The sequence below is a fragment of the Enterococcus sp. 2STP genome, from assembly GCF_032465635.1.
Lineage (GTDB): Bacteria > Bacillota > Bacilli > Lactobacillales > Enterococcaceae > Enterococcus_B > Enterococcus_B lactis.
The window spans coordinates 215,156-239,845 of record NZ_JAWDJH010000021.1 but is presented as its reverse complement, the minus strand read 5'-3'; the positions used below and the strand labels follow the sequence as shown (position 1 = coordinate 239,845).

General features: G+C 38.8%; 26 protein-coding genes and 1 other annotated feature. Of the genes, 12 read left to right on the top strand and 14 right to left on the bottom strand.

What is annotated here, in order from left to right:
• Positions 1-8: 8 nt before the first annotated feature.
• Positions 9-488 carry a 23S rRNA (pseudouridine(1915)-N(3))-methyltransferase RlmH gene (gene rlmH / locus RWU19_RS10385; protein ID WP_002287841.1) on the bottom strand — a complete coding sequence of 160 codons (480 nt, stop codon included), beginning with the start codon at positions 486-488 and terminating at the stop codon, positions 9-11.
• A gap of 427 nt (positions 489-915) precedes the next feature.
• Between rlmH and RWU19_RS10380 the strand changes: the two genes are divergently transcribed.
• Positions 916-2,205 carry a S1C family serine protease gene (locus RWU19_RS10380; protein ID WP_002290101.1) on the top strand — a complete coding sequence of 430 codons (1,290 nt, stop codon included), beginning with the start codon at positions 916-918 and terminating at the stop codon, positions 2,203-2,205.
• A 105-nt stretch (positions 2,206-2,310) separates the two neighbouring features.
• Here RWU19_RS10380 and ytpR read toward each other — a convergent pair whose 3' ends face one another.
• The 4 genes from ytpR to pepA all read right to left on the bottom strand — a co-directional run bounded on the left by ytpR (position 2,311) and on the right by pepA (position 5,149).
• Complete coding sequence (ytpR, locus tag RWU19_RS10375) at positions 2,311-2,916, bottom strand: YtpR family tRNA-binding protein (RefSeq protein ID WP_123837557.1); 606 nt, start codon at positions 2,914-2,916, stop codon at positions 2,311-2,313.
• 204 nt (positions 2,917-3,120) lie between these two features.
• Positions 3,121-3,585: a universal stress protein gene (locus tag RWU19_RS10370; RefSeq protein ID WP_002292633.1), complete on the bottom strand. Its 465-nt coding sequence runs from the start codon at positions 3,583-3,585 to the stop codon at positions 3,121-3,123.
• A 21-nt stretch (positions 3,586-3,606) separates the two neighbouring features.
• Positions 3,607-3,927: a thioredoxin family protein gene (locus tag RWU19_RS10365; protein WP_002292632.1), complete on the bottom strand. Its 321-nt coding sequence runs from the start codon at positions 3,925-3,927 to the stop codon at positions 3,607-3,609.
• A gap of 142 nt (positions 3,928-4,069) precedes the next feature.
• Entirely contained in the window at positions 4,070-5,149 is a 1,080-nt protein-coding gene (pepA, locus tag RWU19_RS10360) for a glutamyl aminopeptidase (RefSeq protein WP_002294156.1), read from the bottom strand.
• 199 nt (positions 5,150-5,348) lie between these two features.
• On the opposite strand from pepA, the gene RWU19_RS10355 reads away from it, so the two are divergent.
• The 4 genes from RWU19_RS10355 to RWU19_RS10340 all read left to right on the top strand — a co-directional run bounded on the left by RWU19_RS10355 (position 5,349) and on the right by RWU19_RS10340 (position 9,826).
• Entirely contained in the window at positions 5,349-5,699 is a 351-nt protein-coding gene (locus tag RWU19_RS10355) for a PepSY domain-containing protein (protein ID WP_002292629.1), read from the top strand.
• Between the two features lie 184 nt (positions 5,700-5,883).
• On the top strand, positions 5,884-6,837 hold the full coding sequence (locus RWU19_RS10350; RefSeq protein ID WP_123837556.1) for a glycosyltransferase family 2 protein: 954 nt from the start codon (positions 5,884-5,886) through the stop codon (positions 6,835-6,837).
• A gap of 12 nt (positions 6,838-6,849) precedes the next feature.
• Complete coding sequence (locus tag RWU19_RS10345) at positions 6,850-8,637, top strand: DUF6020 family protein (RefSeq protein WP_070770559.1); 1,788 nt, start codon at positions 6,850-6,852, stop codon at positions 8,635-8,637.
• Positions 8,624-9,826, top strand: a complete 1,203-nt coding sequence (locus RWU19_RS10340; RefSeq protein ID WP_070770560.1) for a hypothetical protein — start codon at positions 8,624-8,626, stop codon at positions 9,824-9,826. The genes RWU19_RS10345 and RWU19_RS10340 overlap by 14 nt, the downstream gene beginning before the upstream one ends.
• Positions 9,827-9,901: 75 nt before the next feature.
• On the opposite strand, the gene pepV is transcribed toward RWU19_RS10340, so the two are convergent.
• Positions 9,902-11,320 (bottom strand): dipeptidase PepV, encoded by a 1,419-nt coding sequence (gene pepV / locus RWU19_RS10335; RefSeq protein ID WP_002329689.1) that lies wholly within the window; start codon positions 11,318-11,320, stop codon positions 9,902-9,904.
• A 148-nt stretch (positions 11,321-11,468) separates the two neighbouring features.
• Here pepV and RWU19_RS10330 point away from each other — a divergent pair, with 148 nt between their 5' ends.
• From RWU19_RS10330 to RWU19_RS10315, 4 genes are all read left to right on the top strand, one after another.
• Complete coding sequence (locus RWU19_RS10330; protein ID WP_316002725.1) at positions 11,469-12,314, top strand: NAD(P)H-hydrate dehydratase; 846 nt, start codon at positions 11,469-11,471, stop codon at positions 12,312-12,314.
• 3 nt (positions 12,315-12,317) lie between these two features.
• Positions 12,318-12,758 carry an acyl-CoA thioesterase gene (locus RWU19_RS10325; RefSeq protein WP_002329691.1) on the top strand — a complete coding sequence of 147 codons (441 nt, stop codon included), beginning with the start codon at positions 12,318-12,320 and terminating at the stop codon, positions 12,756-12,758.
• A gap of 50 nt (positions 12,759-12,808) precedes the next feature.
• Positions 12,809-13,003 carry a hypothetical protein gene (locus RWU19_RS10320; RefSeq protein ID WP_002315615.1) on the top strand — a complete coding sequence of 65 codons (195 nt, stop codon included), beginning with the start codon at positions 12,809-12,811 and terminating at the stop codon, positions 13,001-13,003.
• A 134-nt stretch (positions 13,004-13,137) separates the two neighbouring features.
• On the top strand, positions 13,138-13,824 hold the full coding sequence (locus RWU19_RS10315) for a GntR family transcriptional regulator (protein ID WP_316002724.1): 687 nt from the start codon (positions 13,138-13,140) through the stop codon (positions 13,822-13,824).
• 393 nt (positions 13,825-14,217) lie between these two features.
• Here RWU19_RS10315 and RWU19_RS10310 read toward each other — a convergent pair whose 3' ends face one another.
• The 6 genes from RWU19_RS10310 to infC all read right to left on the bottom strand — a co-directional run bounded on the left by RWU19_RS10310 (position 14,218) and on the right by infC (position 19,855).
• Positions 14,218-14,907, bottom strand: a complete 690-nt coding sequence (locus RWU19_RS10310) for a hypothetical protein (RefSeq protein WP_316002723.1) — start codon at positions 14,905-14,907, stop codon at positions 14,218-14,220.
• On the bottom strand, positions 14,882-17,011 hold the full coding sequence (locus tag RWU19_RS10305) for a hydantoinase/oxoprolinase family protein (RefSeq protein ID WP_123837553.1): 2,130 nt from the start codon (positions 17,009-17,011) through the stop codon (positions 14,882-14,884). Before RWU19_RS10305 ends, RWU19_RS10310 begins: the two co-directional genes overlap by 26 nt.
• A gap of 47 nt (positions 17,012-17,058) precedes the next feature.
• A complete protein-coding gene (locus RWU19_RS10300; RefSeq protein ID WP_123837552.1) occupies positions 17,059-18,396 on the bottom strand; it encodes a citrate transporter in 1,338 nt (445 codons plus the stop codon).
• Positions 18,397-18,646: 250 nt separating this feature from the next.
• Positions 18,647-19,006 carry a 50S ribosomal protein L20 gene (rplT, locus tag RWU19_RS10295; protein WP_002293355.1) on the bottom strand — a complete coding sequence of 120 codons (360 nt, stop codon included), beginning with the start codon at positions 19,004-19,006 and terminating at the stop codon, positions 18,647-18,649.
• A gap of 52 nt (positions 19,007-19,058) precedes the next feature.
• Positions 19,059-19,259, bottom strand: coding sequence for a 50S ribosomal protein L35 (rpmI, locus tag RWU19_RS10290; RefSeq protein WP_002289309.1), 201 nt, complete (start codon positions 19,257-19,259; stop codon positions 19,059-19,061).
• Between the two features lie 71 nt (positions 19,260-19,330).
• On the bottom strand, positions 19,331-19,855 hold the full coding sequence (gene infC / locus RWU19_RS10285) for a translation initiation factor IF-3 (protein WP_316002722.1): 525 nt from the start codon (positions 19,853-19,855) through the stop codon (positions 19,331-19,333).
• 43 nt (positions 19,856-19,898) lie between these two features.
• Positions 19,899-20,024, bottom strand: a sequence feature (ribosomal protein L20 leader region).
• Positions 20,025-20,174: 150 nt separating this feature from the next.
• Between infC and RWU19_RS10280 the strand changes: the two genes are divergently transcribed.
• Complete coding sequence (locus RWU19_RS10280) at positions 20,175-20,807, top strand: pentapeptide repeat-containing protein (protein ID WP_123837551.1); 633 nt, start codon at positions 20,175-20,177, stop codon at positions 20,805-20,807.
• 1 nt (position 20,808) lies between these two features.
• On the opposite strand, the gene RWU19_RS10275 is transcribed toward RWU19_RS10280, so the two are convergent.
• Both RWU19_RS10275 and RWU19_RS10270 read right to left on the bottom strand, forming a co-directional pair.
• On the bottom strand, positions 20,809-21,714 hold the full coding sequence (locus tag RWU19_RS10275) for a magnesium transporter CorA family protein (protein WP_002313988.1): 906 nt from the start codon (positions 21,712-21,714) through the stop codon (positions 20,809-20,811).
• A gap of 84 nt (positions 21,715-21,798) precedes the next feature.
• Positions 21,799-22,458, bottom strand: a complete 660-nt coding sequence (locus RWU19_RS10270) for a deoxynucleoside kinase (protein ID WP_002293362.1) — start codon at positions 22,456-22,458, stop codon at positions 21,799-21,801.
• Positions 22,459-22,773: 315 nt separating this feature from the next.
• Between RWU19_RS10270 and mvk the strand changes: the two genes are divergently transcribed.
• Both mvk and mvaD read left to right on the top strand, forming a co-directional pair.
• Positions 22,774-23,718 (top strand): mevalonate kinase, encoded by a 945-nt coding sequence (gene mvk, locus RWU19_RS10265; protein WP_002374286.1) that lies wholly within the window; start codon positions 22,774-22,776, stop codon positions 23,716-23,718.
• Positions 23,711-24,688 carry a diphosphomevalonate decarboxylase gene (gene mvaD, locus RWU19_RS10260; RefSeq protein WP_002293367.1) on the top strand — a complete coding sequence of 326 codons (978 nt, stop codon included), beginning with the start codon at positions 23,711-23,713 and terminating at the stop codon, positions 24,686-24,688. The genes mvk and mvaD overlap by 8 nt, the downstream gene beginning before the upstream one ends.
• Positions 24,689-24,690: the final 2 nt, after the last annotated feature.

Genomic DNA, 24,690 nt, shown 5'->3' with positions numbered 1-24,690 from the left:
AAATATCATCACTTATGATACGGCGCCCCCGCATTGATCCGGAAGGCACGGTAGATTTGCTCGACGAGGATCAGACGCATCAATTGATGTGGATACGTCATTTTGCCAAAAGAGATCTGAGCATTGCTTCTTTTCATGACGGCTTCGCTGAGTCCTAAAGAGCCGCCGATAACAAAAACAAGGTGGCTTTTTCCTTGGATACCTAATTGGTCGATTTGTTTAGCAAAAGATTCGCTTGTGGGATTTTTCCCTTCAATTGCTAAGGCATAGACATATTCTTGTTCTTTGATTTTCGCTAAGATCCGTTCTCCTTCTTTTTCTTTTACTTGTCTCATTTGCGCTTCGCTCAAATTCTCCGGGGCTTTTTCGTCAGGAACTTCGATCAATTCGATTTTTGCATAGGCATTCAGCCGTTTGACATACTCATTGATACCTTGGATCAAGTATTTTTCTTTTAATTTTCCTACTGAAATAATTTTGATATTCATGTTTTCTCTCCTTTGATCTTCACGCTCACTTTGTTTATTATAATCAATTTTTTCGTCTATATGTTTATTTTGGCTATTTTTGTTAAAAAGATTTCCCCAACAGTTATGCACAACATCCACAGGTTTATCCACAGAAAATAGTGTTATTTTACCTTATTTCATCACATTTATTAGGCAAACATACGTTTTATAAGAATTTATCCACTTTATGCACAGGCTGTGGATATGTTTTATCCCTTATTTTTCCAATCCTATTCGCGTAGTTTTACACAGTATCTGTGGAAAAAGAAAATCAAATATTTTCATCTGAAAACAATGATTTTTCCTAAAGTTTTTCATAAAAAGTTCACAGTCTCAAAGTAGACTAAAGTCAACAAATAAGACTATACTAAAAGTAGATAAATGAATGTAATTGGAGGAGGAACACATGGATAGAAAAAATGTGACACCAAAGATGAAAAAAAATAAAAATAATAGCCTCTGGCGTAAGTTGGGTCTGGGGCTTGTTGGAGGGATCGTTGGAGGACTACTGACAGCTGGCATTTTTTATGCAGCGATGGGCACTGGCAACAATAGTTCTACTGCTACAAGCGGCAATCAAAATTCAGCCGGTGAAACAGTTGTCGAAAATGTCAAAGTCAATGTAGATTCTGATATCACCAAAGCGGTAGATAAAGTTCAAGACGCTGTCGTTTCTGTTATCAACTTACAAAGTCAAAATCAATCAAGCGGTTTTGGCGGATTATTCGGGCAGCAAGAAGAAAGTAGCAGCTCAGATGATAGTAATTTGGAAGCTTATAGTGAAGGAAGCGGCGTGATCTACAAAAAAGACGGGAATACTGCTTATGTAGTCACAAACAACCACGTAGTAGATGGACAGCAAGGTTTGGAAGTCATGATGAAAGACGGGACGAAAGTAAAAGCTGAATTAGTTGGAACAGATGCTTATTCAGATTTAGCGGTGTTGAAGATCAATTCAGATAAAGTCGAAACGGTTGCCTCTTTTGGTGACTCAAGCGCTCTGAAGGTTGGTGAACCTGCGATTGCGATTGGTTCCCCATTAGGATCTGAATATGCGAATTCTGTCACTTCAGGAATCATTTCTTCTTTGAATCGACAAGTAACAAGTACGAATGAATCGAACGAAACAGTCAATATCAATGCGATCCAAACAGATGCAGCGATCAACCCGGGAAATTCTGGTGGTCCTTTAGTGAATATCGAAGGTCAAGTTATCGGTATCAACTCAAGTAAGATCGCAAGTACTTCTGAATCGACTTCTAATGTAAGCGTAGAAGGAATGGGATTTGCTATTCCAAGTAACGATGTAGTGAATATCATCAATCAACTGGAAAAAGACGGAAAAGTGACACGTCCAGCTCTAGGTATCACAATGGTCGACTTATCTGCCGTTTCTACTCAGCAACAAGAACAAATCTTGAAGATTCCTTCATCTGTAACTAACGGTGTCATCGTGACAAATGTCCAAACAGCTACACCGGCTGAAAAAGCTGGATTGAAACAATATGATGTCATTACTAAGATCGATGACAAAGAAGTTTCTTCTGGCGTAGAACTTCAATCTGCTTTGTATAAGAAAAAAGTGGGAGATTCTGTCAAAATCACTTACTATGAAGGCTCGAAAGAAAAAACAACTACTGTTGAATTGACGATCGATCAATCGGCATTAAAACAAAATCAAAATAGTGAAAATTAATAAAAAAAGAGGTTGTGACAAAGACTTGTCACAACCTCTTTTTTAAATGGTGTTCTTCTGCCAACTTCTTGTGACTCAGAGTGAAACGGCAGGCTCACAACCTCTTTATTTTGGAAATACTTCTCCGACTACGGCATCCTCAGGCAATACTAAGATTCCTTTTTTTTCTGGAGCATTTGGCAAATGCAATTCACGAGCGGAACAAATCATTCCATAGCTGTCTACCCCTCGCAAAGTTCCTGGCCAGATCATCATGCCATCCGGCATCATGGCTCCTGGTTTTGCAACGACAACTTTTTGTCCAGCTTCGATATTTGGTGCACCGCAAACGATTTGTAATACTGTCCCATTGTCTACTTCTGTCTCAGTAATCGATAAATGATCAGAGTCAGGATGCGGGACGCATGTTTTGACATATCCGACAACGATCTTCGGTTCACGATCAGCTTCAAGCTGTTCTTCGAATCCTGCTTCTTTGATCAATCGATTCAATTTCGCTAATTCTTCATCTGTTAAGCTTACTTGGCCGTTCCCTTCGATTGTTAGATGATCGGAGATATGGAAAAAGTTCCAAGCAACAACTTGACCTTGTTCATCTTTGATCCGAGCAACATTCCATTTACGTTCAACAGTGTTTTCTGTTCCTTTATCGTCGGCTATGATAACCATCAAAGTGTCTCCGACGTGTGCTTTGTTATAAGCAAAAATCATGTTCTTTCCTCCATTATCCTTTGCTGAGATTTATCTTAACAAAAAATTGCATTCACTGCATGAGTTTTTTTTCATGCTTTATTTCCGAAGAAGCTTCTTCTGGAACACCATTTATTCGTAACAAGGGACTGTGACAAGACTTTTGTCACAGTCCCTTTACTGTTTTAGTGAATTGATTAAAAAGATTATACAAGTTCCACTTGCTTAATTACTTGGCTGTTCTTCTTCGTCAGAAACGATCAAGACATCACAAGGTGAATGACGTATAACGTAGCTGGCTACACTTCCTGTCATAAAGCGTTCGACTGCATTTAGTCCAGACTGCCCAACCATGATTAGATCGATTGCATATTTTTTTGGCAATTTGACTGCCATGGATTCACGAACAGAGCCGTAGGCAATAATTCCTTCTATATTTGTGTAATCAACAGATTTCCCATATTCTTTACATTCTTCGATCATTTGCTTGGCTGTTTCAGTTTGCTGATCGACTAGATTTTGATCAATAGGAGCATATCCCATAAAGTTATAAAATTGCTGATCGATTACGTTTGCTACATATACTTTCCCATTATTACGGCGAGCCACTTCTACCGCTTTTTTGAAAGCAGCAAGTGCTTGTTCACTACCGTCGATACCTACTAAAATGTTCTTATATTCTTGATTCATCTTGACCCCTCCTAACAGATGTCAGCCTTTTATTACACTTTCTAGGAACGATTCGATTTCCTGTTTTGTTTTACGATCTTTATTCACTAGACGACCTAATTCTTTTCCGTCTTGGATCACGACAAAACTTGGGATACCAAAAATGTTCCATTCAGCGGCTACATCTATGTACTTGTCACGGTCTACTTCAATAAATTGCCAATCAGAAAAGTCATTTTCGATTTCAGGCATTTGCGGTTTGATAAAACGGCAGTCTCCGCACCAGCCGGCAGTAAAGAAAAATACACTCTTTCCAGTTTCTACGTAGCCTGCTAATTCTTCTAAACTATTTGGGATAATCATTCTTTTTCCTCTACTTTCTCTTTATGTATTTTTCAATTAAATTATACACCTTTCTTACGAACTAACAAACATTGATCCTCTTTTTATAAAAAAAATCTGACAAAAGGTTGCTTTTGCCAGATTTTATAGTTTTACTATCGCGTTATTTTCCGTATACGATCGTGTTCACTGTTGATTTATCCAAACCTTTCAGTGTTTGAATCAACATTTCTCGTGCAGCTTCAAAATCGCGAATACTGAACATCGTTTGATGCGTATGGATATAACGTCCCACTACGCCAATCACTGTACTTGGGATTCCTTCATTTTGTGTATGAGCAGCACCTGCATCTGTACCGCCTTTTGAAACAAAGTATTGATAAGGGATATTGTTTGTTTCAGCAATATCCAGCAAGTACTCACGCAAACGAGGAAGCATGATCAAACCTGGATCTTGGATACGCATCAATGTACCTTCTCCTAAATGTCCGAATGTGCCATTTTTCGTCACTGTGTCATCTGCTGCAGAGCAGTCTACTGCAAAGAACAGATCTGGCTTGAATTTATTGACAGAAGCTTTAGAACCACGTAAGCCTACTTCTTCTTGGACATTCGCGCCTGCAATCAATGTATGACCTAATGTTTCATTTTGTAACGCTTCTAAAGCTTCTAATACCATTGTACAGCCATAGCGGTTGTCCCACGATTTGCTGATGATATTCTTTCCGTTGGCTGTTTTGATCGTTTCAGCATAAGGCACAATTGTGTCTCCTGGAAGGACACCGTAACTCATTGCCTCTTCTCTTGATTCAAACCCAGCATCGAACAAAATATCTGTTACTTCTACTGATTTTTGTCCGCTTGTTCCTCGCAATAAATGTGGGGGAACGGAAGAAGAAATACATGGATAATTCTTACCAGTAGAGGTTTTAAGTGTAAAACGTTGAGCAGAAACAACGTAAGGGTTCCAGCCGCCTAGAGGTACGACTTTGAAAAGCCCGTTTTCTTGGATTTGTGTCAGCATGAATCCGACTTCATCCATATGTGCTGCGACCATTACACGAGGTGCATCCGCTTCTTCATGGTGGCGCAGCCCAAAAATGCCGCCCAAACCATCTAATTGTAACTCATCTACCAGCGGTTCCATATGACTTTCCATATAGGCGCGAACGTCTTGTTCAAAACCGCTTGTTCCTTGTAATTCTGTTAACTCTTTGATTCGTTGAAATGTTTTTTCTTCCATATGCTATTCGTCTAAATTTCAGACTAAACTCCTCTCAGACTTATATTGATCTGCGGATAAAATATGATTTTTTCTGCAGACCGATCGTATTTATTATAGCTTATTTTTTCTGGTAGCGGTTATTTATTTCAAAGAAAATATGAGAGTGTGGTAAAATAAGCACAAGGAGTAGCAAGTGAGAAGAAGGAGGTATATCCACATGTATGAAGAAAGCGAATTAAGCTATTTTAAAGGCGGGTTAGCCGTTGGGATCGGTCTAGGATTATTGAGCGGGGTAGCTTCAACGATTTGGTATCATCGCAAAAAAGTATTGTCAGCAGACCAAGTGCTTGAAAATATCAAAACATCTTTTTTAAAAGAAGGCGCAATCGAAGGTTCTTGGATCTCTTTTGAAAAAGAACCTATTCGAAAATTCGCCGTTCGGTCGAGTGCTTATCGGGGTGGGCTTTCCCGGATAGAAGATGGCGAAACTGTTTATTATGAATTTTTAGCAGATGCTCATACAGGAACCGTATTAGACATTTCAAGAAAAAAGGGCGCAATAGATTAATACGTCAAAAAAATGAAATAACGAATACGCACCCACTATCTAAAAGAGAGGTCTCCTATCCTTCTTTTATAGTGGGTGGTTTTTATAAAAATAGGGCTATTTCCTCTTGGAATAGCTAGTATTTATAGTTATTATACGGTATTCTTGAAATAAGATTAGTTTTATTATATAAGGAGAGTGACAAATGGAATCACGTGAAAAAATTGCCGTGCTCATTCCTTGTTATAACGAAGAGGCGACAATTTCAACTGTTATTGAAGATTTTAAAAGGGAATTACCAGAAGCAGATATTTATGTCTATGATAATAATTCGAACGATCGAACATACGAATTGGCCGTTCAAGGTGGAGCAATCGTAAAGAAAGAACCACGTCAAGGAAAAGGAAATGTAATCCGTCAAATGTTTTTTGATATTGATGCCGATTATTATTTGATGGTAGATGGTGATGATACTTATCCTGCAGAAGCTGCACATGGTTTGCTTGAGAAATTACGTTCTGGCGAAGCAGATATGGTTATTGGCGATCGTCTATCAAATGGAACCTATTTTGATGAAAATAAGCGTCCTTTCCATGATTTTGGGAATAATCTGGTTAAAAATACAATTACTTACTTATATAAAACAAAAATTCGCGATGTCATGACCGGCTATCGAGGATTCAATCGAATTTTTGTCAAAAGCTTCCCTATTATGAGTTCTGGTTTTCAAATCGAAACAGAATTGACGATCCATGCTCTAGATAAAAAATTCAAGTTCGTTGAGATTCCAATCGATTATCGCGATCGTCCTGAAGGTAGCGAATCAAAATTGAATACATTCTCTGACGGATTCAAAGTGATCATGATGATCATCAAAATGTGCAAAGATTATAAACCTTTGCTTTTCTTTGGGATCTGGACTATCTTCTTCTTTTTATTTGGATTGGTCACAGGGATTCCTGTGATTCGTGAATATATGCTGACAAGCTTTATTACACGCATCCCTTCTGCGATTTTAAGTACGGGATTGATGACTTTAGCCCTTCTTTCATTAGTAACAGGGTTGATTTTGGATACGGTCGTCACAAATGCCAAGAAAGAATATGAATTGAATTTATACCATGTCTACCACGAATATCAAAATAAAGAAATGAAGTAGGAGGCCTTTTTTATGCATAAGAAAAAGGAGAATCTATTTCCTGCTTTTTTTGCAACTTTATTTGCGTCAGGTTTTGCTTTTTTTACTTCTTATGGTTTAGGAACTTTGAATCCAGCAGTAATCATTGGTTTAGCCATGGTTTTGCTACTTGCTTTTAAGCAATATGGAATAGAGTTGTTTTCAATAAAAAACAAAGTTGCAGCTATTGCCCGATTGTTTTTTTCTGCAGCTTTTGCTCTTACACTTTCTATTGGCAGACAGATACAATTTCAGTATGTCTCAGCAAACTATACAAAGACAACGATTGCTGATGGAAGTATTTTTTACTTTCTTGTTTTTTTCTCCGTTTTTGTGTATTCTTTTTTATTTTTACAATCGATTTATTTATCAATGCCAAAACTGGAAACATTTTTTACTGCTCAAAACACACAGGCTTTCTCTTCAAGAAAATATTTTTTATTCTTTACTATCTTTTTAGTTCTGTGTTGGCTTCCTTATCTGTTGGCATTGTATCCTGGAGTGGTTTTGCCTGATTCGTTAAGTTCGGTCGCCCAATCTATGGGTGATGTTCCTATAAGCAATCATCATCCAGTCTTATTCACCTTACTGGTCAAGCTATTTGTTCATGATTTACCAACTGATACGATCAATCACGGTGTATTTTTATTTTCTATTTTCCAAACATTGATAACAGCTTCAGCGATAAGTTATTCTCTTTGCTGGCTGTTAAAAAGACACATCCATTTTTTTCCGGTACTCATTAGTTTATGCTATTTTGCATTTGCACCGGTTTTTCCAATCTACGCCTTGAATATGCAAAAAGATACTTTGTTCTCTATCGCTTGCTTTTTATTTTCCTTAGCGGTTTTTGACTTTATTTTTCAACGAGAAAAGCCAACAATTCCCAATCAGATTTACGTAATCATCCTTGCTTTACTGACTACCTATCTAAGAAATAATGGGATTTATGTAGTAATCGGCACAGGTTTAATTTGCGGCTTGATTATTTTGAAACAAAAAAGGTATCAAGCATTCTTTCAAGTGGTACTCGGTTATACAGTGATTGCTGGACTACTCATCCACCCGTTGATGGCTCGTTATGCTATTCCTACAGAAACTGCCGAACAATTAGGTATTCCTTTGCAGCAAATTTCTAGAACTATTGTTATGGATGGTGACTTGTCTAAGAAAGATAAAGCATTCATGAATCAGCTACTCCCGATAAAAGATTATGAAGCGTATTCTCCTAGTCTCGCAGACTCAATCAAGTGGCATAAAAATTTTAACAATGAATTTTTGAATACACATAAAAAAGAATTTTTATCACTATGGGCAAGAAATTTACCAAGTAATATAAAAATTTATACAGATGCTTATATTTTAGAAACGTTCGGGTTCTGGGTACCTGGTACAAAAAATAGTTACGGCTTTTTAGATACTCGTGTAAATACGAATAATTATGGGATAAAACAAGTAGATTTGATTGAACATCTTACTGGATTGTCAGGAATGAAAAAAATCATCGATGCTCGTGATTTCTTTGGTTCCGGCACATTACTGTGGTTAGCTATCGGCAGTGCACTTTTAGCAATCTTTAAGAAGAAATATCGGTATTTACTCCTTTTTCTTCCCGGTATGCTTGTTTTTGCTACTATTATGATTGCTACTCCTGTGGCTTTTAGTTTACGGTATGTGTTTGTTTTAGCATTAAGTTTGCCTGTCTATATCCTCTCTCCTTTTTTACTAGATAAAAGAGAAAAAATGAAAACAGATATAGGAGATACTCATGAAACTATTTAAAAAGATATTTTTTGCTTTTGTTTTCTTGATTGCTAGCTATTGCGTACTGCTGACAATTACTTTTGTCATTCCGCAGCATTCTATTGAATCAAATGCAGAAAAATCTCTACAGATGGTTGAAAAAGAAGGAATGTATCCTTCTATCAATCAAGGAAATATGCTAGGTACTCGGTTAGATAACTTTACTGATCATTTGATGATACGAAAAACAAAAGCAGACCCTGAATTGAACCCATTGGAGAATGCGATGTCTATGGCGGATTATCCTCGTTATTGGCATGGTTATCAGCTCTTTTTGCGTCCTTTATTGCTAGTGATGAGTTTAGGTAGCATTCGGATGATCTACGCAGCTGTTCTTTTTCTGTTGATTGGGTTAACGAGCTACTTTTTAATCAAGCGTAGCGACATCTATTTAGCGATAGCCTTATTAATCTCGCTTGTTATAGGAAATGCCGCAATCTTTTTCTTCAGTATGCAGTTTTCAAATATTTGGATTTTGACATTATTGTCTGTATTACTATTTTTAACAAAACCACAATTGTTCAAGACCAATCAACAATTATTCTTGTATTTCTTTGTCATTGGTTCTTTAGCTAACTTTTTTGACTTGTTGACAACACCGGTCATCTCTTGGGGGATACCCGTGATCATTATTTATTATGTAACAAATAAGTATTTAATGGATAAACGCAGTTCATTGAGCAAACAAGTAGGCAGTTTTGTTTTTACCGGTATCTTTTGGGGATTAGGCTATGGTTTGACATGGGTGACTAAATGGATCCTGTCATCGATCATATTGAACAAAAACATTGTAAAAGATGCAATCAACCAAATCCTCTTTCGAACGGAAGGAAACGACAAATACCCGTTGCATCGATTAGAGATGCTGAAAAGCAATATTAAATTGATGTATCCAAAAGTAGCAATATTATTGCTATTGATTACTTGCCTTGTTTTTCTCTATTTTGCTTATCGTAAACGAAATAGCTGGCATCCGTTCCAACTTCTAGTTTTGTTTGTCTTAGCTGCTGTAACGCCGTATATTTGGTACAACATTTTAGCTAATCACTCACAGATTCATTATTGGTTTACGTATCGTACGCAAATCATCACAAGTTTTGCTATACTTAGTGCTTTCGCCTTTTTGATCCCTCCTGAGAAATCAAAAGACGAACTGAATTACTTTTAGGAAGACCGATGTACTGATTCATTTTTAAACATAAAAACTCCAGCTATCAGAGATAGCCGGAGTTTTTTAGTATTTTTATTTCGCCAAACGATAGATGGCATCTGCATAGATTGCTGTTGCTCTGAACAAGTCATCAAGACTCATAAATTCGTTTGCTTGATGCATTGTATCAGTATATCCTGGGAACATCGCTCCATAAGCAACGCCACGTTTCAACAAACGTCCGTAAGTTCCGCCACCGATGATTTGTTCGTAGCCTTTTTCTCCAGTGTGGTCTTCATAGACTTGCAATAATGTAGCCACCAATGGATCATCCATTGGTACGTAATGTGGTTCCATTACGCGAGCACCTCGAGTAACTGTTGCGCCTTCTTGGCCCACTGTTTGTTCGATGTCACTTTGCAATCCGTCTACTGTTACACCTTTTGGAAAACGGAAATTCATATTGATGAAGTTCGCTTCCTCTGTACCATTCTCTTCAAAAGCAAACAGTCCAGCATTCATTGTCAATTTGCCCATTTTTTCATCTTCATAAGCGACTCCTAGTTTTTCTCCATAGAAATCTTCATGGACATAAGCAGCTGCTACATGGATAAATTGTTTAGCAGATCCTAAGAATTCATAGTTATCTAAGAACAATGCCAAGAAAGAACCTGCATTGATGCCAGATTGTGGGCTTGCACCATGTGCACCTTTACCAACTAATTCGATTTTTACATACGTATTGTCTGCTTCAATCGTTCCGCTTACTGGATTGGCTTCGATGAATTGGTAAAATGCTTCTTCCATCGCGATAGCTGTATCTGCACTTGGTACTTGAAGTGCTGCAGTTGCTGTTCCTGGCACCATGTTTTCGCGAAGTCCGGAAACAAAAGATTTCAATACATAATCTCCTGCATTGTCGCCTTTGAATCGTAAAGCTAAAGAAACATTTCCTTTTTCACCATTGATGATTGGAAATTCAGCATCTGGCGAGAAACCAAAATCTGGTTCTTCTTCATGTTCGAAATAATAAGCCATATCGCCCCAGCCGCTTTCTTCATCACTACCGACTACGAAACGCACTTTTTTCGATAGTTTCAAGTCAAGTTCTTTAATGATTTTCATCGCATAGTAAGCTGCCATACTTGGACCTTTGTCATCACTTGATCCGCGTGCAAAGATCTTTCCATCCTTGATTACTGGTTCATAAGGATCTGTGTCCCAGCCATCTCCTGCAGGAACGACATCCATGTGTCCAAATATCCCTAGTGTTTCGTCTCCTTCGCCAAGATCAATATGCCCTGCATAGTTATCGACATTTTTTACTTTAAATCCATCACGTTCACCATAAGCTAACATATGTTTCAATGCGTCGCGAGGTCCAGGTCCAAATGGTGCATCTGGTGTTACTTTTGAGTCGTCTCGCTCGCTGTTGACACGTAAAAGATTTTTCAAGTCTTCAAGCAAGTCTTCTTTACGTGCTTCTACTTCTTTTTGCCAATCAATTGTCATAAAGTTAATCCTCCACTTATTTAAGTCTTCGTGTTCATGATACCACAAATTACAGAAAAAAATAGTTCAAAAAATCTGACAATTCCTTTTCTTATCTGTTTTTCTCTAAAAAAAATATACGCTATAATGAGTAAAAGGAGGTTTTTTGATGCTGATAGACGAACAACTAGTGAAAAGAGTCATCACACCTCGTCCAAAAATTTCACATAAAGGAACATTTGGACGTGTCGTTTTGATTGGCGGCAATGAACAATACGGCGGAGCAATCATCATGAGTGCTTTAGCTGCCGTACACAGTGGAGCAGGTCTCACGACAGTAGTAACTGATGAAAAAAATCGGAGTGCCCTTCACAGTCATCTGCCAGAAGCAATGATCGTAGATTGGACGGATACTGACCAGTTTCTTTCCGTGATAAAGCAAGCAAATGTACTCTTGATTGGTCCCGGATTGGGTACTTCTTCCAAGAGTTTGGAACGTTTAAAACAAGTACTAGAAAACCAATCAAAAGAACAATGGCTGGTGATTGATGGCTCTGCTTTAAGTTTACTGGCTGCTAACCATCTTTCGCTACCCTATCCCGAACAAACAGTACTTACACCTCATCAAATGGAGTGGCAACGGTTGAGTGCTCTACCGATAAAAGAACAGCGAGATGAAGAAAACCAAAAGAAGCAACAGGAAATCGGTGCTGCGGTCGTTTTGAAAAGTCATGAGACAAAAATTTATGGTCACCAACACTTCTACACCAATCCTTTAGGTTCAGCTGCTATGGCAACAGGCGGCATGGGGGACACTTTAGCAGGAATGATCACAGGATTCTTCGCCCAATTCCCTCAAAATGACCAAACGATTGCGGCAGCTGTTTATCTTCATAGTTTCATCGGAGACCAGCTAGCAAAAGAACAATATGTCGTTTTGCCGACACAGATCAGCGAAGCACTTCCGAAGTGGATGAATTATTTTTGTAAAAAATCAATGGAAAACGAGGCATGAATCATGGAGAAATTTACAGGTTATGTACGAGAACCTTTTTATTATGAAACAGATCAAATGGGGATTATTCATCACAGCAATTATATCCGCTGGTTTGAAGAGGCTCGGGTAGCCTTATTGGTACATCTAGGGTTTCCCTATAAAAAAATCGAAGAATCTGGGATCATTATCCCCGTTCTGGAAGTAAATTGCAGCTATAAAGAAATGATCCATTACGGAGAAGAAGTGAGCATCCATCCAACTATCCAAAAATATACGGGGACACGTTTAGATTTTAGCTACGAAATTGTGGGAACTGAAGACAAAAAATTAAAAACTATTGGTAGCAGTAAACACTGTTTCTTACTTTCTGATTCGCAACGTTTAGTGAAGCTGAGCAAAGTCAATCCGGAGCTAGATCAGTTATTCCAAGCGTACGCTTCTCTGGATAATGCTATTTCTTAATAAAAAACCGTCTAAGCATTTTTCTTGTATTGTGTCGAGTAGTTCGTATAATGAAAAGAAAAAAGCAGGTGATCCCCATGTATGTCGTTAAAGTAATGCACGGTTACATCGATAAAACTGGCTGCCGCACTCGGGAAAAAAACTTAGACAATCTGCTCATTTTCAAAGACAAAAAAGAATCCGAAGCTTTTGCTAAAAGAATCGGCGGTCGTGTCAAACCGATCCAAGAGGTACGACCAGATTGATTCAGTATTTTCTTTTCGAGGCTCTAATAGGCATGCCTATCAGGGCTTTTTTTCAAGAATACGTCTTTGCATCCACACGTTTTGTAAGCGATTTATGTTATAATAGATTATACTTACACAGAAAGGAAGTTTTAATGGTTATCAATAATTTGCAGCAGCAAGCTTATGAATCTATCCGTAAACAGATCATTTATTCCGAGTTAGCACCTGGAAGTAAAATCTCCGATAAAGTGTTAGAAGAACAACTAGCTATCGGGCGCACACCGATTCGGGAAGTACTGATCCAGCTTCGTAATCAGGAGCTTGTAAAAACCATTCCACAGTCCGGCACCTATGTTTCAAAAATCGATATCCGATCTGCTTCATTAGCCCGTTATACGCGGGAAAAGCTGGAAAAACCGATCCTGCAAGAATGTAGTGCGAAAATGACAGCGCAAGATCAAGCTAAACTAGAAAAAATATTAGAACAAACCGATCAGGCAGTGATCGCTCAAAATAAAAAAGCTTTTTTTGATTTGGATACTGATTTCCACCGAACTTGTTATGAAATTGCAGGAAAACGAGAGATTTGGGACTGGCTGGAAAGTTATAGTACGCACTTGAACCGTTTCAGATGGTTGCGTTTGACGATTTCAGAATTAGATTGGGGTCGAGTATTGGATGAACATCAGACAATGCTTCAATCAATGATTGATCATAACTTTGATGAAGTCGGGTTTCTTTGTACGATGCATTTACATATGATTATCGAAGAGCAAGAATACGTGATTCATAATTACCCCGATTATTTTGAAGATATTCAGGAAAGACCCATCAAATAAAGGGACTGTGACAAAAATCGTGTCACAGTCCCTTTCAGTGTTCTCCTGCCAACTCCTCGATATTAGCTCAAAAAACGGCAAAATATGAGGAGCTATTTTTCCGTTTGTTTCTCTAATACTCAGGTCAAAACGCTGATTTTACAACCTCTTCCTTAAACGGTGTTCAAAAGCTTGCATCTGCGGTAATAAGTCCAACCAAACGAAAAATATGAGGAACTATTTTTGTTTGGCTGTTCTTATTACTTGATGCAGGCAGCTTTTTCACAACCTCTTATACACAGTGTTCCAGAAGTAGCTTCTTTGAAATAAGCCGAAATGTCATAAAAATTTGAGAAGCCATTTTCGTAAATTCCTTCTTATTTCTTGAAGCTGACCACTTCTGTCACAACCTCTTTATTTGTGAGCAAAATCATACTCCGCACATCTTTTTTCTATTTCTTTTATTTCTTCTAAAATCCCTTGGCTACGCGTTTCATTATATGGCCAAAGCAAGACTGCCTCTAATACATAAGGCGAAAAACGGCTTTGATTCATCTCTTTTGAAAAACTCATCGCTGCTATCTCGCTCAATGCACGAATGGTTGATTGGTGTGTATAAAAAGGCAGCCGCCATAGCACAATTTTTTCGTTTTGCGTATAAATTCCCTTAACAGAAGCTTCAATGTGGTGAAATAGTTCATGTCCAATAATCAAAGCTTGCGCTGTTTCTTTAGAGATCGAAGTAAGTCCTGAACATTTTAATTTTTCTAACGGCTCCGTCATCAATCGGATCCCTTCATCTTCTGCATAAGTTGCAAAAGTGATTCGTTCGTTTATTTGCTCTGATTCACAGGGAACGATTGGAACAGCCATTTGTTCACAAATTTCTCCTACATCGGCAAAAGGGTACTTTTTTTTGATGCTACATGCCGTTTCGATACCACAATCGATTGATTGTTGTATGAGGATTTTCTGCTTGGACAAAGGGATCTTTTTCCAAAACAAATCTCGCTGAAACTGATAGAATCCCCAAATTTCTTCGGGGATCTGTTGTAATTTGTTTAGTAACTCTTCTAACTTATGTTTGTTTGATGTTTCCGGCAACGACGATCACTTCTTCCTCTGGTTCCATAGTAGATACTTCCAGATCCATCAAAAGCTGTAGTTGTTCCAGATCCGTCGCTGTAAAATCAGAGACTCTTGCTCCTAAACAGAGATAAAATTCTGGTCGGGCGATCAACTCCGTTTGATAAACTGCCATATCTTCCCAAAGTTGTTCGACTGCTACCATATAATTGGCTGCAGTTGTTTTCAGACAAGAAGCATGTCCACGTTGGACCTTGATAAATCCTTTTTGGTCGATGATCCGAAGACTTCCAGCATTTTTTGAACGATTCTGTTCGCCGCATACATAAAAGAAATGTGTTTTTTCTAATAAGCAAACTTCATTTTTATTTAATCGCATATCCTCTGCAGCAAGCTCTAGTGCTTCTTCTGTTGTGATCTCCTTGGTTAGATCGGTTGCTTTCACTTCCGTAGAACCAGTAGCGATAGCCGTTACTTTTGAAGTCTGTGGATCGATTTCTACGTGGACTTCGATCGATTCTGGTGTAGCACCTGATTCAATCGCCTTATTCATCGCTTCATTTTTCAATGATCGGATATCTTCTTTACTTGGTGAAGGAATGATACGTTCTACAACATCTCGGACCATTGCAAGTGCTACACCAATAGAAGAGATCACTTCAGCATTTTCAGGGATGGAATATTTCACACCCATTTTATTGCTGAAGTAAGTAATCAAAGAGGCAGCGCCGCCCCCTACACCTACAAGAGAAATCTGATCTTTCTCCAAATGATACTTGTCTGCCAATTCTAAAATCACTGGTTCAATCTTAGCATAGGATTTTTCCATGATCTGCTCTGCGATGTCTTCAACCGTCGTATGACAATAGTCTGCTAATGCCTGTATGGCTTTTCGTGCAGATGGGACATTTCCATAAGAAAAATGTTCTTCTTGCACTAATCCAAGGACATTGGCTGCACATGTATTTGTAATAGTCACTTCTTCTCCGTCTTCCATCACTACCTTGACGTAATCAGCAGGGTCTCCTTCTTTAGGAGAGAAAAATTCAACCTTAGGACCTTTGATTTTTTCTGTCTCCGTAAATACTGCATAATCTAGACCGGCAATATGTGCAGAACGTGGACCGACATCGATGATTCCTGACTGATTAGCCCGTACCATCGAACCGCCTGCCACACCTAGAACCCGAACATCTAATGAAGAGATATATGTTGGGTGGCCACCTACAATTGAATAATCGATTGCTGGACGTCCATTTTTAATGACCCCGATATTGGTTGTTGTTCCGCCTACTTCAAAATAAACCCCATTAGACGCTCTCAAGTACATCAAAGAGCCCATGACTGATGCTGCTGGACCGGAAAGCATGGTTAAAACAGGTCGTTTTTTCATTTCATTGATTTCCATTACTCCGCCGTCTCCGCGCATGATCATCAAAGAGACATTGACCCCTGCTTCTCGTACAGAGTCTTCTGTCGATGTTGCCGTATCTAGCATTTTTGGTAAAATAGACGCATTGATCGCTGCTGTCCGAGTTCTTCTTGTCAATCCATATAATTTTGTGATGTCAGAAGCCATCGTTGTAGGGATCGATTTTACCGATGCTGCTTCATAAACGACCCGTTCTGGTTCCCCGTTATCTACTCCAAATGCCATAGAAGAAACCAAGACTTCCGCTCTTTCCCTTTCTAGAGAAGAAATCGTTTCTGAAACACGGTCTACATTTAAGTGTTTGACAGGTAAGAATGCATTGACAATTTCTATTTTTTTCTTATTCCCTAAATCGATATCGTTCAATCTAGTTTGTCGTTTTGCTAAAAAACCTTCTAATCCACCTTTTGCCATACCGATTACACCGACTTTTGCTACGTCCCCTTCAATCAGCGCATTCGTCGCTTGCGTAGTAGAATGTGCAACAAAAACAACGTCTTCTGGACTAATATTGTTTTCCCGCAAACAATTTTGAAAAGATTGAACGACTCCTGCAGCCACCCCACGAACATCGTCGTGGGTCGTTTTCACTGAAGACTTTCCGATGATTTCATGTGTCGCATTATCGATTGCCACTGCTTTCGTATGCGTACCACCGACATCAATTCCCATTCGCACAAAACGTTTCATTTTCTTTTCCTCCATTCATCTAATCATTTCTATCGACGTTTTGTTTACTAGGCGTTCCCGTACAAGAAGAATGTAATCAAACATAAGATCGCACCGATGATCCATCCAGTTGGGATGGATTTCTTCATGTATTCTCGAGACGTTACTTTTGTATACCCTAATCCCCAAGCGACCCAAGATTGTGTAATATCTAAATGCTGAGGGGCAATCGTTGTGATTGCAAACAATGGGAACAAAAAGGCTGGCGACATTGTTGGGTTCACAGCTAATACAACAGCTAAAATAGCTGATCCTGAACCGACTAGATTCATTGGACCGCGGAAAAATCCTAATGGTGTCAATATAGCAAATACGATTGCTAAGACTAATGGTGATTGCGGTATCAAATCTCCGAAAATAGCTGAAAAATAAGGAGAAGCGTACGCAGCTGAGTTATTGAACATCGCTAAGGTCATCAAGAAACCGACCATTGGTGCGACATCGACTGCGCCATCTGTAAATAATTTCGCAAATTGACGACAGATTTCTTTATAACCTCCGCGCAATTTTCCAGTAAACAGCAATGCCCAAATACCTGCTAGAATAAAACCTAAGATGATTGGAAGATCTAACAAAACGACCCCTAAAACTGGTAATAATACGGCTAACCATGAGATCATTGGTGCGTCGCCGCCTTCAGCCGGTACATTTGCTGCCATTGCATAGCGTTTCTTTTTATTCATTGATATATTAGCCACTGTTAGTACAACAACTAAACTTACAACCATCCCAATCATACCGATTTGGAAATAGTCGTTATAAGTGTAGCTTTCAGCTGCTGGGTTGAAACCAGCGTAAATCGTTTGATACTGTTTGAAGTTGACGATATTAGCAAAGATCCCCGCCATGATCGATCCCATAAATGAGAACAGCGCAACTGGTACTGAGATTCCTAAAGACATCAAGATCGGTAAAACAATGACTGCGATAGAAATCACTGGTCCAATTCCTGTCATCGACATGAATATAACAGCGGTTACAACACACAGCAAACTCATCGTGATTCTTGGTTCGTCCCCTCCAAGTTCGACTACTTTACGAATCAGTGTGGCTGCTATCCCGCTATCTACTAGAACACGCCCGAAAAAGGCACCAAAGAAGACATTTACCAAGATCGATTTGGCGTACTCAGCAGGTCCAGTCGTATAGATATGCGTCAATACATCAATTACTCCTTGTCCTTCCATCGCCGGGTTCGGCGAAAACGTGTTTCCGACTAGCGCTAATCCCATCCATACAGTCGCCATGATGGCAAAACCGACCATCAAGTTGTAGCCCTTTACACAGTACCAGACCATGAAAAAGAATGAGATAACTAACAAAATACCAATAATAATATCACTCATGTTATTCCTCCGTCCATTTTATTTTTCTGATAAACAAACTAATATATCAGTCAAGTTCATTCTAACTTATGCAGTTAGCGCTTTCATTAGAGGATGACCATAAATGTTCGGATTTCAATTAAAAAACCTTAATTATGCTATTTTAGCCTTATACGCTGTTATCCCGTTTTATATGGTGAAGAATTGTAAATAAAAAAGAGGAAAGAACATAACTTTTCGTTATCTTCTTTCCTCTTTATAATTGTTTAGCTTATTTAGCCAAAGCGTCTTTAGCTTGGTCAGCCAATGCAGTAAATGCTGCTGCATCGTTTACAGCCAAGTCAGCTAACATTTTACGGTTGATGTCGATTTCAGCAACTTTCAAACCGTGCATTAATTTTGAGTAGCTCAAGCCATTCATACGAGCTGCTGCGTTGATACGAGCAATCCACAATTTACGGAAGTCGCGTTTCTTTTGACGACGATCGCGATATGCGTAGTTGTATGAATTCATTACTTGTTCTTTTGCTGTTTTAAATAAAGTGTGTTTTGAACCGTAGTAACCTTTTGCTAATTTTAGCACTCTTTTACGACGTTTACGAGTTACTGTTCCACCTTTAACACGTGCCATGTATAATTCCTCCTAATAAAAATAAATCTTCAGATTCTGTTATTTGTACTTCTTATTTCATTTTTGCTAGTTGTTGGCGAATACGCTTGAAGTCGCCACTAGAAACCATGCTTGCTTTACGCAATTGACGGCGTTGTTTTTTTGTTTTGCCGTGGAAACGGTGACTTGTAAACGCGCGGAAGCGTTTCAATCCGCCTTTACCAGTACGTTTGAAACGTTTTGCTGATCCGCGGTGTGTTTTTTGTTTTGGCATGACTATATTTCCTCCTCAAAATCTTTCGTTATCCGACTATCGGCTGTCCAACAGCCAGTTAGTCATTCAAATTACTTACTGTCGTTTTTCGGTGCCAGCGTCAAGAACATGCTGCGTCCGTCCATTTTCGCTTTTTGTTCCACTGTTGCAATATCAGCAGTTTCTTCAGCTAAGCGATTCAAGACTTTTTGACCAATTTCTTTATGGGTAATGGCACGGCCTTTGAAACGGATAGAAGCTTTCACTTTATCGCCCTTTTCCAAGAACTTACGTGTATTACGAAGTTTTGTATTGAAGTCATTCAAGTCGATCGTAGGACTTAAGCGAACTTCTTTTACATTGATCACTTTTTGTTTTTTACGCGCTTCGCGGTCTTTCTTTTGTTGTTCGAAACGGTATTTACCGTAGTCCATGATTCGCGCAACTGGTGGTTTCGCACCAGGGGCAACTAACACAAGATCCAAGTTTGCTTGTTCTGCAATATTCAATGCTTCTGCTTTTGTCTTAACTCCTAATTGCTCACCATCTGAACCGATCAATCGTAACTCTCGTGCACGAATGCCGTCGTTAACCATCATATCCTTTGCTATGGTCATTCACCTCCAAATATTATGAGAGAAAGAAAAGCTTACCGAATAAACGGCAATAAAAAAACGAGTTCTCTTACAGAACCCGCGCGTACTTCACCTAATAGAACCAGTGAAAACTATCTAGCCCAGTGACATTATCAACTAAGGCGAGAAGCGGGTGCTTCTGCTTTTATTTCTCAACCATCATAGTATAGCAAAAACCAATCCTTCTGTCAATGTTTTTCGTACAGTTTTTCTTCCTTTTCTGAAAATGATTGGTCTAGCAGACTTTCCAGCAGTGACTCCCACTTCTTTGCTATACTAAAGAAAAACGAGGTGAATTCACATGAAAAAAATCGAACCTATCCTACCTTCTCTTCCTCCTCTGACAAAAGGAGATTTTTATTTAGAAGATGAAGAAATCCTCTCTGGTCTTCTGATCAATGGAGGTGATCAAAGCTATCTTGATGCCAAAAATATGGTATTAAGAGAGAGTCATGTCCAAAAACTGACCATGCAAAAAACAGCTTTACGTCATTTTGAATGCAGTAATGTCATTTTTGAAAAGTGTGATTTGTCCAATCTGGAGTGGATTGGTGGCAGTTTCCACCAAGTCGTGTTTCATCAATGTAAATTAACAGGTACGAATTTTGCCGAAAGTTATCTTAGAGACTGCACTTTCACTGACTGCATTGCTTCGATGGCTTCCTTTAGCAGCACAAACTTGAAAGCCGTATCCTTCGATCATTGCCAGTTAGAAGACAGCGAATTTTATGAGGTCACTTGGAAAAATCTTTTTTTGTCTGACAATCAGTTAACTGGTTCGAATTGGTTCCGAACTTCTCTGAAGGGATTAGACTTTACGACTAATTTCTTCACTGCCATTGCTTTATCTCAAGATTATTTGGCAGGACTGATCGTCAATCAGGAGCAAGCACTTGTGATTGCTCAAGCCCTTGGTTTGCAGATCAAAGACTAGATCAACGAATCCGCCGCCATAGTGCAATGAGCATCCAAACAGATAAAACCAGACTGATGATCAAGGCGATTCCCCATCCGAAAACGGAATGGGTAAATGGTAGCTTAAGATTCATCCCGAAAAATCCTGTCACAATAGTCGGTACAGTCAAAATCAGCGACCAGACAGTCAAAAACTTCATCGTGTCATTTAAATTGTTATTCAGTAAATTATTATAAGTGCCAGAAAGCTGATCTAAAATCTGCGAAGCTAAGTTCGTCATTTCAACTGCTTGTCGTGCTTCGATCAGTGCATCGTCCAACTCTTCCTTTTCCTTTTCTGACAACTTGCGATAAATGGCTAATGCCTTGATTTGTTCCAAAAGTACTACATTTTGTTTTGTTCCTGTAACTAAGTAAACCAAACCGATCTCTAAATCTGAAAGTTGCAGTAGATTCTTGTTTGTTGTTTTTTCCCTTAACTTTAGGTTGAGCCGTTGACGTTCGCTATTTACTTCCTCGATTAAAGGAAAAAAGGAATCAGAAATTAAAAATAATGTACGAAACAATAAACTGTATACACTCATGTCTGGCATTCGCTCCAAAAGCGATCGAATCAGTCGAATCACATACTCGGTATTCGGCGTGGTAAATGTAAACAAACCATCTTCTTTTAAAATAAAAGCGATAGGACTAGTTTCGTAATGATTATCGACTTTTTGTTGGTGCGGGACATTTGATACAAGTAGTAACGCTTCATCAAAAGAGTCATACTCTACGCGTGCCCGCTCATTTTTATCTAGAGAATAAGTCAGCATCTCATCGCTGATGCCATATTCTTCTTTTAAATTTTTAACAGCTAGCACATCATCTTGCTGTATATTGATCCAAAAATTACGTTCTTGATTAAAATAGTGTTTTTCCCGCATACTCCATCCTCCTGATATTTGTTTCTAGTATAAAGAAAAAAGCTACTCAAATAAAGGAGCATCCTTTTTTTGAGTAGCTTTAAATCAAATGGCTAATTCAGTTTGGCGGATTTCTGCTAATTTTTCTTCGATCATTTTCAAGACTTCTTCTTTTGCTTGAGGATCTTCCACAAAATTATAGCGATCTCCATCGATTTGGATTTTTGGACTTTCTTTGTATTCTTCATACCATTGATCATACCGTCTGTTCAATTCTTTGTAATAATCGTACAGACTTGGGTCAAAGGACAATTGTTCATACGAACGACCACGTTTCTCGATCCGTTCTAGCATCGTATCAAAAGATACACGAATATGAACTAATAAATCCGGGTGTTTTTTATGGGCAGCATAGGGCAGTTCTTCCATCATGTTTTCCAGCAGTTCATCATACACACGAACTTCCGTTTCCGTCGCTCTTCCTAGATCTGCATTTAGATGGAAAAGCAGCGAATCTTCATAAATCGAACGGTCCAATACATTATTGTCATCTTTCATTGCTTGTTTGATGCTTGCAAAACGTTTATTCAAAAAATAAATTTGCAGCAAAAAAGCATACTGTTCAGGGTTTGCATAAAATAAGGGCAAGACTTCATTATCATCAATTGATTCATAAAATGCCTGACTATCAAAGTGTTCAGCCATCATTTCTGTCAAACTTGATTTTCCGGCACCAATTGTACCTGCTAAAACGATCACGCTCATTTACCTCCAGCTCACTTCATCACTAAATATTGTGTTTAACTCCAACCTTTTTAAATATACCCCCAATATCTAGTAGTGTCAATTGTATTTTTTTCTAGTCAAAAAAGAAAAAAGGTCAAAAAATTCTTAAGAAAAAAGGGTTTTTCCTTTAGAAAACGTATTCTTAGTTTTACTTCTGGGATGATTTTAGTAAAATAAAGAAGGAATGTTTTTTGAGACCCTTAGCGGACAAAAAATTTCGTGAAGCAGCGCAACTCGTTTTGGGCGCTTTATTTTTTGCTTAAAAATCACTTTTACGTGAGAAGGAGTTAGATTATGGCAAACTATGGCCAAGGAGAATCAAGCGGAAAGATTATCTTGATGGGCGAGCACGCGGTTGTTTATGGAGAACCGGCGATTGCCTTTCCTTTTTATGCAACAAAAGTCACCGCATTCCTTGAAGAGCTGGATGCAATGGACGATCAATTGGTTTCTTCCTACTATTCAGGAAATTTAGCCGAAGCTCCTCATACATTAAAAAATATCAAAAAATTATTCATCCATTTAAAAAAAGAGCATGATATCCATAAAAACTTGCAACTAACCATCGAAAGCACGATTCCTGCTGAACGTGGAATGGGATCAAGTGCTGCGGTCGCCACAGCAGTTACTCGTGCTTTTTATGATTACTTAGCACTCCCTTTGTCTCGTGAAATACTATTAGAGAATGTACAACTTTCGGAAAAAATCGCACATGGCAATCCTAGTGGGATCGATGCAGCCGCTACTAGCAGCTTGCAGCCAATTTATTTTACAAAAGGGCATCCTTTTGATTATTTTTCTTTGAATATCGATGCTTTTTTGATTGTCGCTGATACAGGAATCAAAGGACAAACAAGAGAAGCCGTCAAAGATGTCGCTCACCTGTTTGAAAGACAACCACATGAAACTGGACAAATGATCCAAAAATTAGGATACTTGACAAAGCAAGCGAAGCAAGCAATCATTGAAAATTCACCAGAAATGTTAGCTCAAACAATGGATGAATCACAATCACTTCTGGAAAAACTGACGATCAGCAACGATTTCCTTGATTTACTGATCCAAACAGCTAAAGATACCGGTGCATTAGGTGCTAAATTAACTGGCGGCGGACGCGGTGGCTGCATGATTGCATTAGCACAAACAAAAACAAAAGCCCAAGAAATCAGTCAAGCACTTGAAGATGCGGGTGCGGCTGAAACTTGGATACAAGGATTAGGAGTACATACCTATGTTTAAAGGCAAAGCACGCGCATATACCAACATTGCCCTAATCAAATATTGGGGTAAGAAAAATGAAGCACTCATCCTTCCGATGAACAACAGTCTTTCGTTGACATTGGATGCATTTTATACCGAAACAGAAGTCATCTTTTCTGATAGCTATATAGCAGATGAATTTTATCTAGATGACACCTTGCAAGACGAAAAAGCAACAAAAAAAGTTAGTCAGTTTCTTGACCTTTTTCGTAAAGAAGCCGGCATCTCACTAAAAGCTTCAGTAATCAGTCAGAATTTCGTTCCTACCGCAGCCGGATTAGCATCCTCTGCTAGCGGGCTAGCTGCTTTAGCAGGCGCTTGTAATACTGCCCTTAAGCTTGGATTAGACGATCTTTCTCTTTCAAGATTTGCTCGACGCGGGTCTGGTTCAGCTTGCCGAAGTATTTTTGGTGGTTTCGTCGAATGGGAAAAAGGTCATGATGACTTAAGCTCTTATGCCAAGCCAGTCCCTTCTGATTCTTTTGAAGACGATCTAGCAATGGTTTTCATTTTGATCAACGACCAGAAAAAAGAAGTGTCTAGCAGAAATGGGATGCGTCGGACAGTCGAAACATCCAGTTTTTATCAAGGCTGGTTAGATTCCGTTGAAGGGGATCTATATCAATTGAAACAAGCAATCAAAACAAAAGATTTCCAACTTCTCGGAGAAACGATGGAAAGAAACGGACTAAAAATGCACGGAACGACTTTAGCTGCCCAACCACCTTTCACTTACTGGTCTCCTGACAGCTTAAAAGCGATGGATGCGGTGCGGCAATTGAGAAAGCAAGGCATTCCATGCTACTTTACGATGGATGCTGGCCCTAATGTCAAAGTTTTAGTGGAAAACAGCCATTTATCTGAGGTACAAGAAACATTTACCAAATTATTTAGCAAAGAACAAGTAATTACTGCCCACGCTGGTCCAGGAATTGCGATTATTGAATAAAG

What these genes read in the sequence shown, in the direction of transcription:
- infC (WP_316002722.1), bottom strand. Translation starts at nt 19,855, where the DNA reads ATGACCATAGCAAAGGATATGATGGTTAACGACGGCATTCGTGCACGA.
- RWU19_RS10340 (WP_070770560.1), top strand. Translation starts at nt 8,624, where the DNA reads ATGAAACTATTTAAAAAGATATTTTTTGCTTTTGTTTTCTTGATTGCT.
- pepV (WP_002329689.1), bottom strand. Translation starts at nt 11,320, where the DNA reads ATGACAATTGATTGGCAAAAAGAAGTAGAAGCACGTAAAGAAGACTTG.
- ytpR (WP_123837557.1), bottom strand. Translation starts at nt 2,916, where the DNA reads ATGATTTTTGCTTATAACAAAGCACACGTCGGAGACACTTTGATGGTT.
- RWU19_RS10280 (WP_123837551.1), top strand. Translation starts at nt 20,175, where the DNA reads ATGAAAAAAATCGAACCTATCCTACCTTCTCTTCCTCCTCTGACAAAA.
- mvk (WP_002374286.1), top strand. Translation starts at nt 22,774, where the DNA reads ATGGCAAACTATGGCCAAGGAGAATCAAGCGGAAAGATTATCTTGATG.
- RWU19_RS10355 (WP_002292629.1), top strand. Translation starts at nt 5,349, where the DNA reads ATGTATGAAGAAAGCGAATTAAGCTATTTTAAAGGCGGGTTAGCCGTT.
- RWU19_RS10275 (WP_002313988.1), bottom strand. Translation starts at nt 21,714, where the DNA reads ATGCGGGAAAAACACTATTTTAATCAAGAACGTAATTTTTGGATCAAT.
- RWU19_RS10300 (WP_123837552.1), bottom strand. Translation starts at nt 18,396, where the DNA reads ATGAGTGATATTATTATTGGTATTTTGTTAGTTATCTCATTCTTTTTC.
- RWU19_RS10320 (WP_002315615.1), top strand. Translation starts at nt 12,809, where the DNA reads ATGAAAAGAAAAAAGCAGGTGATCCCCATGTATGTCGTTAAAGTAATG.
- rpmI (WP_002289309.1), bottom strand. Translation starts at nt 19,259, where the DNA reads ATGCCAAAACAAAAAACACACCGCGGATCAGCAAAACGTTTCAAACGT.
- rplT (WP_002293355.1), bottom strand. Translation starts at nt 19,006, where the DNA reads ATGGCACGTGTTAAAGGTGGAACAGTAACTCGTAAACGTCGTAAAAGA.
- RWU19_RS10380 (WP_002290101.1), top strand. Translation starts at nt 916, where the DNA reads ATGGATAGAAAAAATGTGACACCAAAGATGAAAAAAAATAAAAATAAT.
- mvaD (WP_002293367.1), top strand. Translation starts at nt 23,711, where the DNA reads ATGTTTAAAGGCAAAGCACGCGCATATACCAACATTGCCCTAATCAAA.
- RWU19_RS10370 (WP_002292633.1), bottom strand. Translation starts at nt 3,585, where the DNA reads ATGAATCAAGAATATAAGAACATTTTAGTAGGTATCGACGGTAGTGAA.
- RWU19_RS10350 (WP_123837556.1), top strand. Translation starts at nt 5,884, where the DNA reads ATGGAATCACGTGAAAAAATTGCCGTGCTCATTCCTTGTTATAACGAA.
- RWU19_RS10365 (WP_002292632.1), bottom strand. Translation starts at nt 3,927, where the DNA reads ATGATTATCCCAAATAGTTTAGAAGAATTAGCAGGCTACGTAGAAACT.
- RWU19_RS10270 (WP_002293362.1), bottom strand. Translation starts at nt 22,458, where the DNA reads ATGAGCGTGATCGTTTTAGCAGGTACAATTGGTGCCGGAAAATCAAGT.
- RWU19_RS10305 (WP_123837553.1), bottom strand. Translation starts at nt 17,011, where the DNA reads ATGAAACGTTTTGTGCGAATGGGAATTGATGTCGGTGGTACGCATACG.
- RWU19_RS10345 (WP_070770559.1), top strand. Translation starts at nt 6,850, where the DNA reads ATGCATAAGAAAAAGGAGAATCTATTTCCTGCTTTTTTTGCAACTTTA.
- pepA (WP_002294156.1), bottom strand. Translation starts at nt 5,149, where the DNA reads ATGGAAGAAAAAACATTTCAACGAATCAAAGAGTTAACAGAATTACAA.
- rlmH (WP_002287841.1), bottom strand. Translation starts at nt 488, where the DNA reads ATGAATATCAAAATTATTTCAGTAGGAAAATTAAAAGAAAAATACTTG.
- RWU19_RS10325 (WP_002329691.1), top strand. Translation starts at nt 12,318, where the DNA reads ATGGAGAAATTTACAGGTTATGTACGAGAACCTTTTTATTATGAAACA.
- RWU19_RS10330 (WP_316002725.1), top strand. Translation starts at nt 11,469, where the DNA reads ATGCTGATAGACGAACAACTAGTGAAAAGAGTCATCACACCTCGTCCA.
- RWU19_RS10315 (WP_316002724.1), top strand. Translation starts at nt 13,138, where the DNA reads ATGGTTATCAATAATTTGCAGCAGCAAGCTTATGAATCTATCCGTAAA.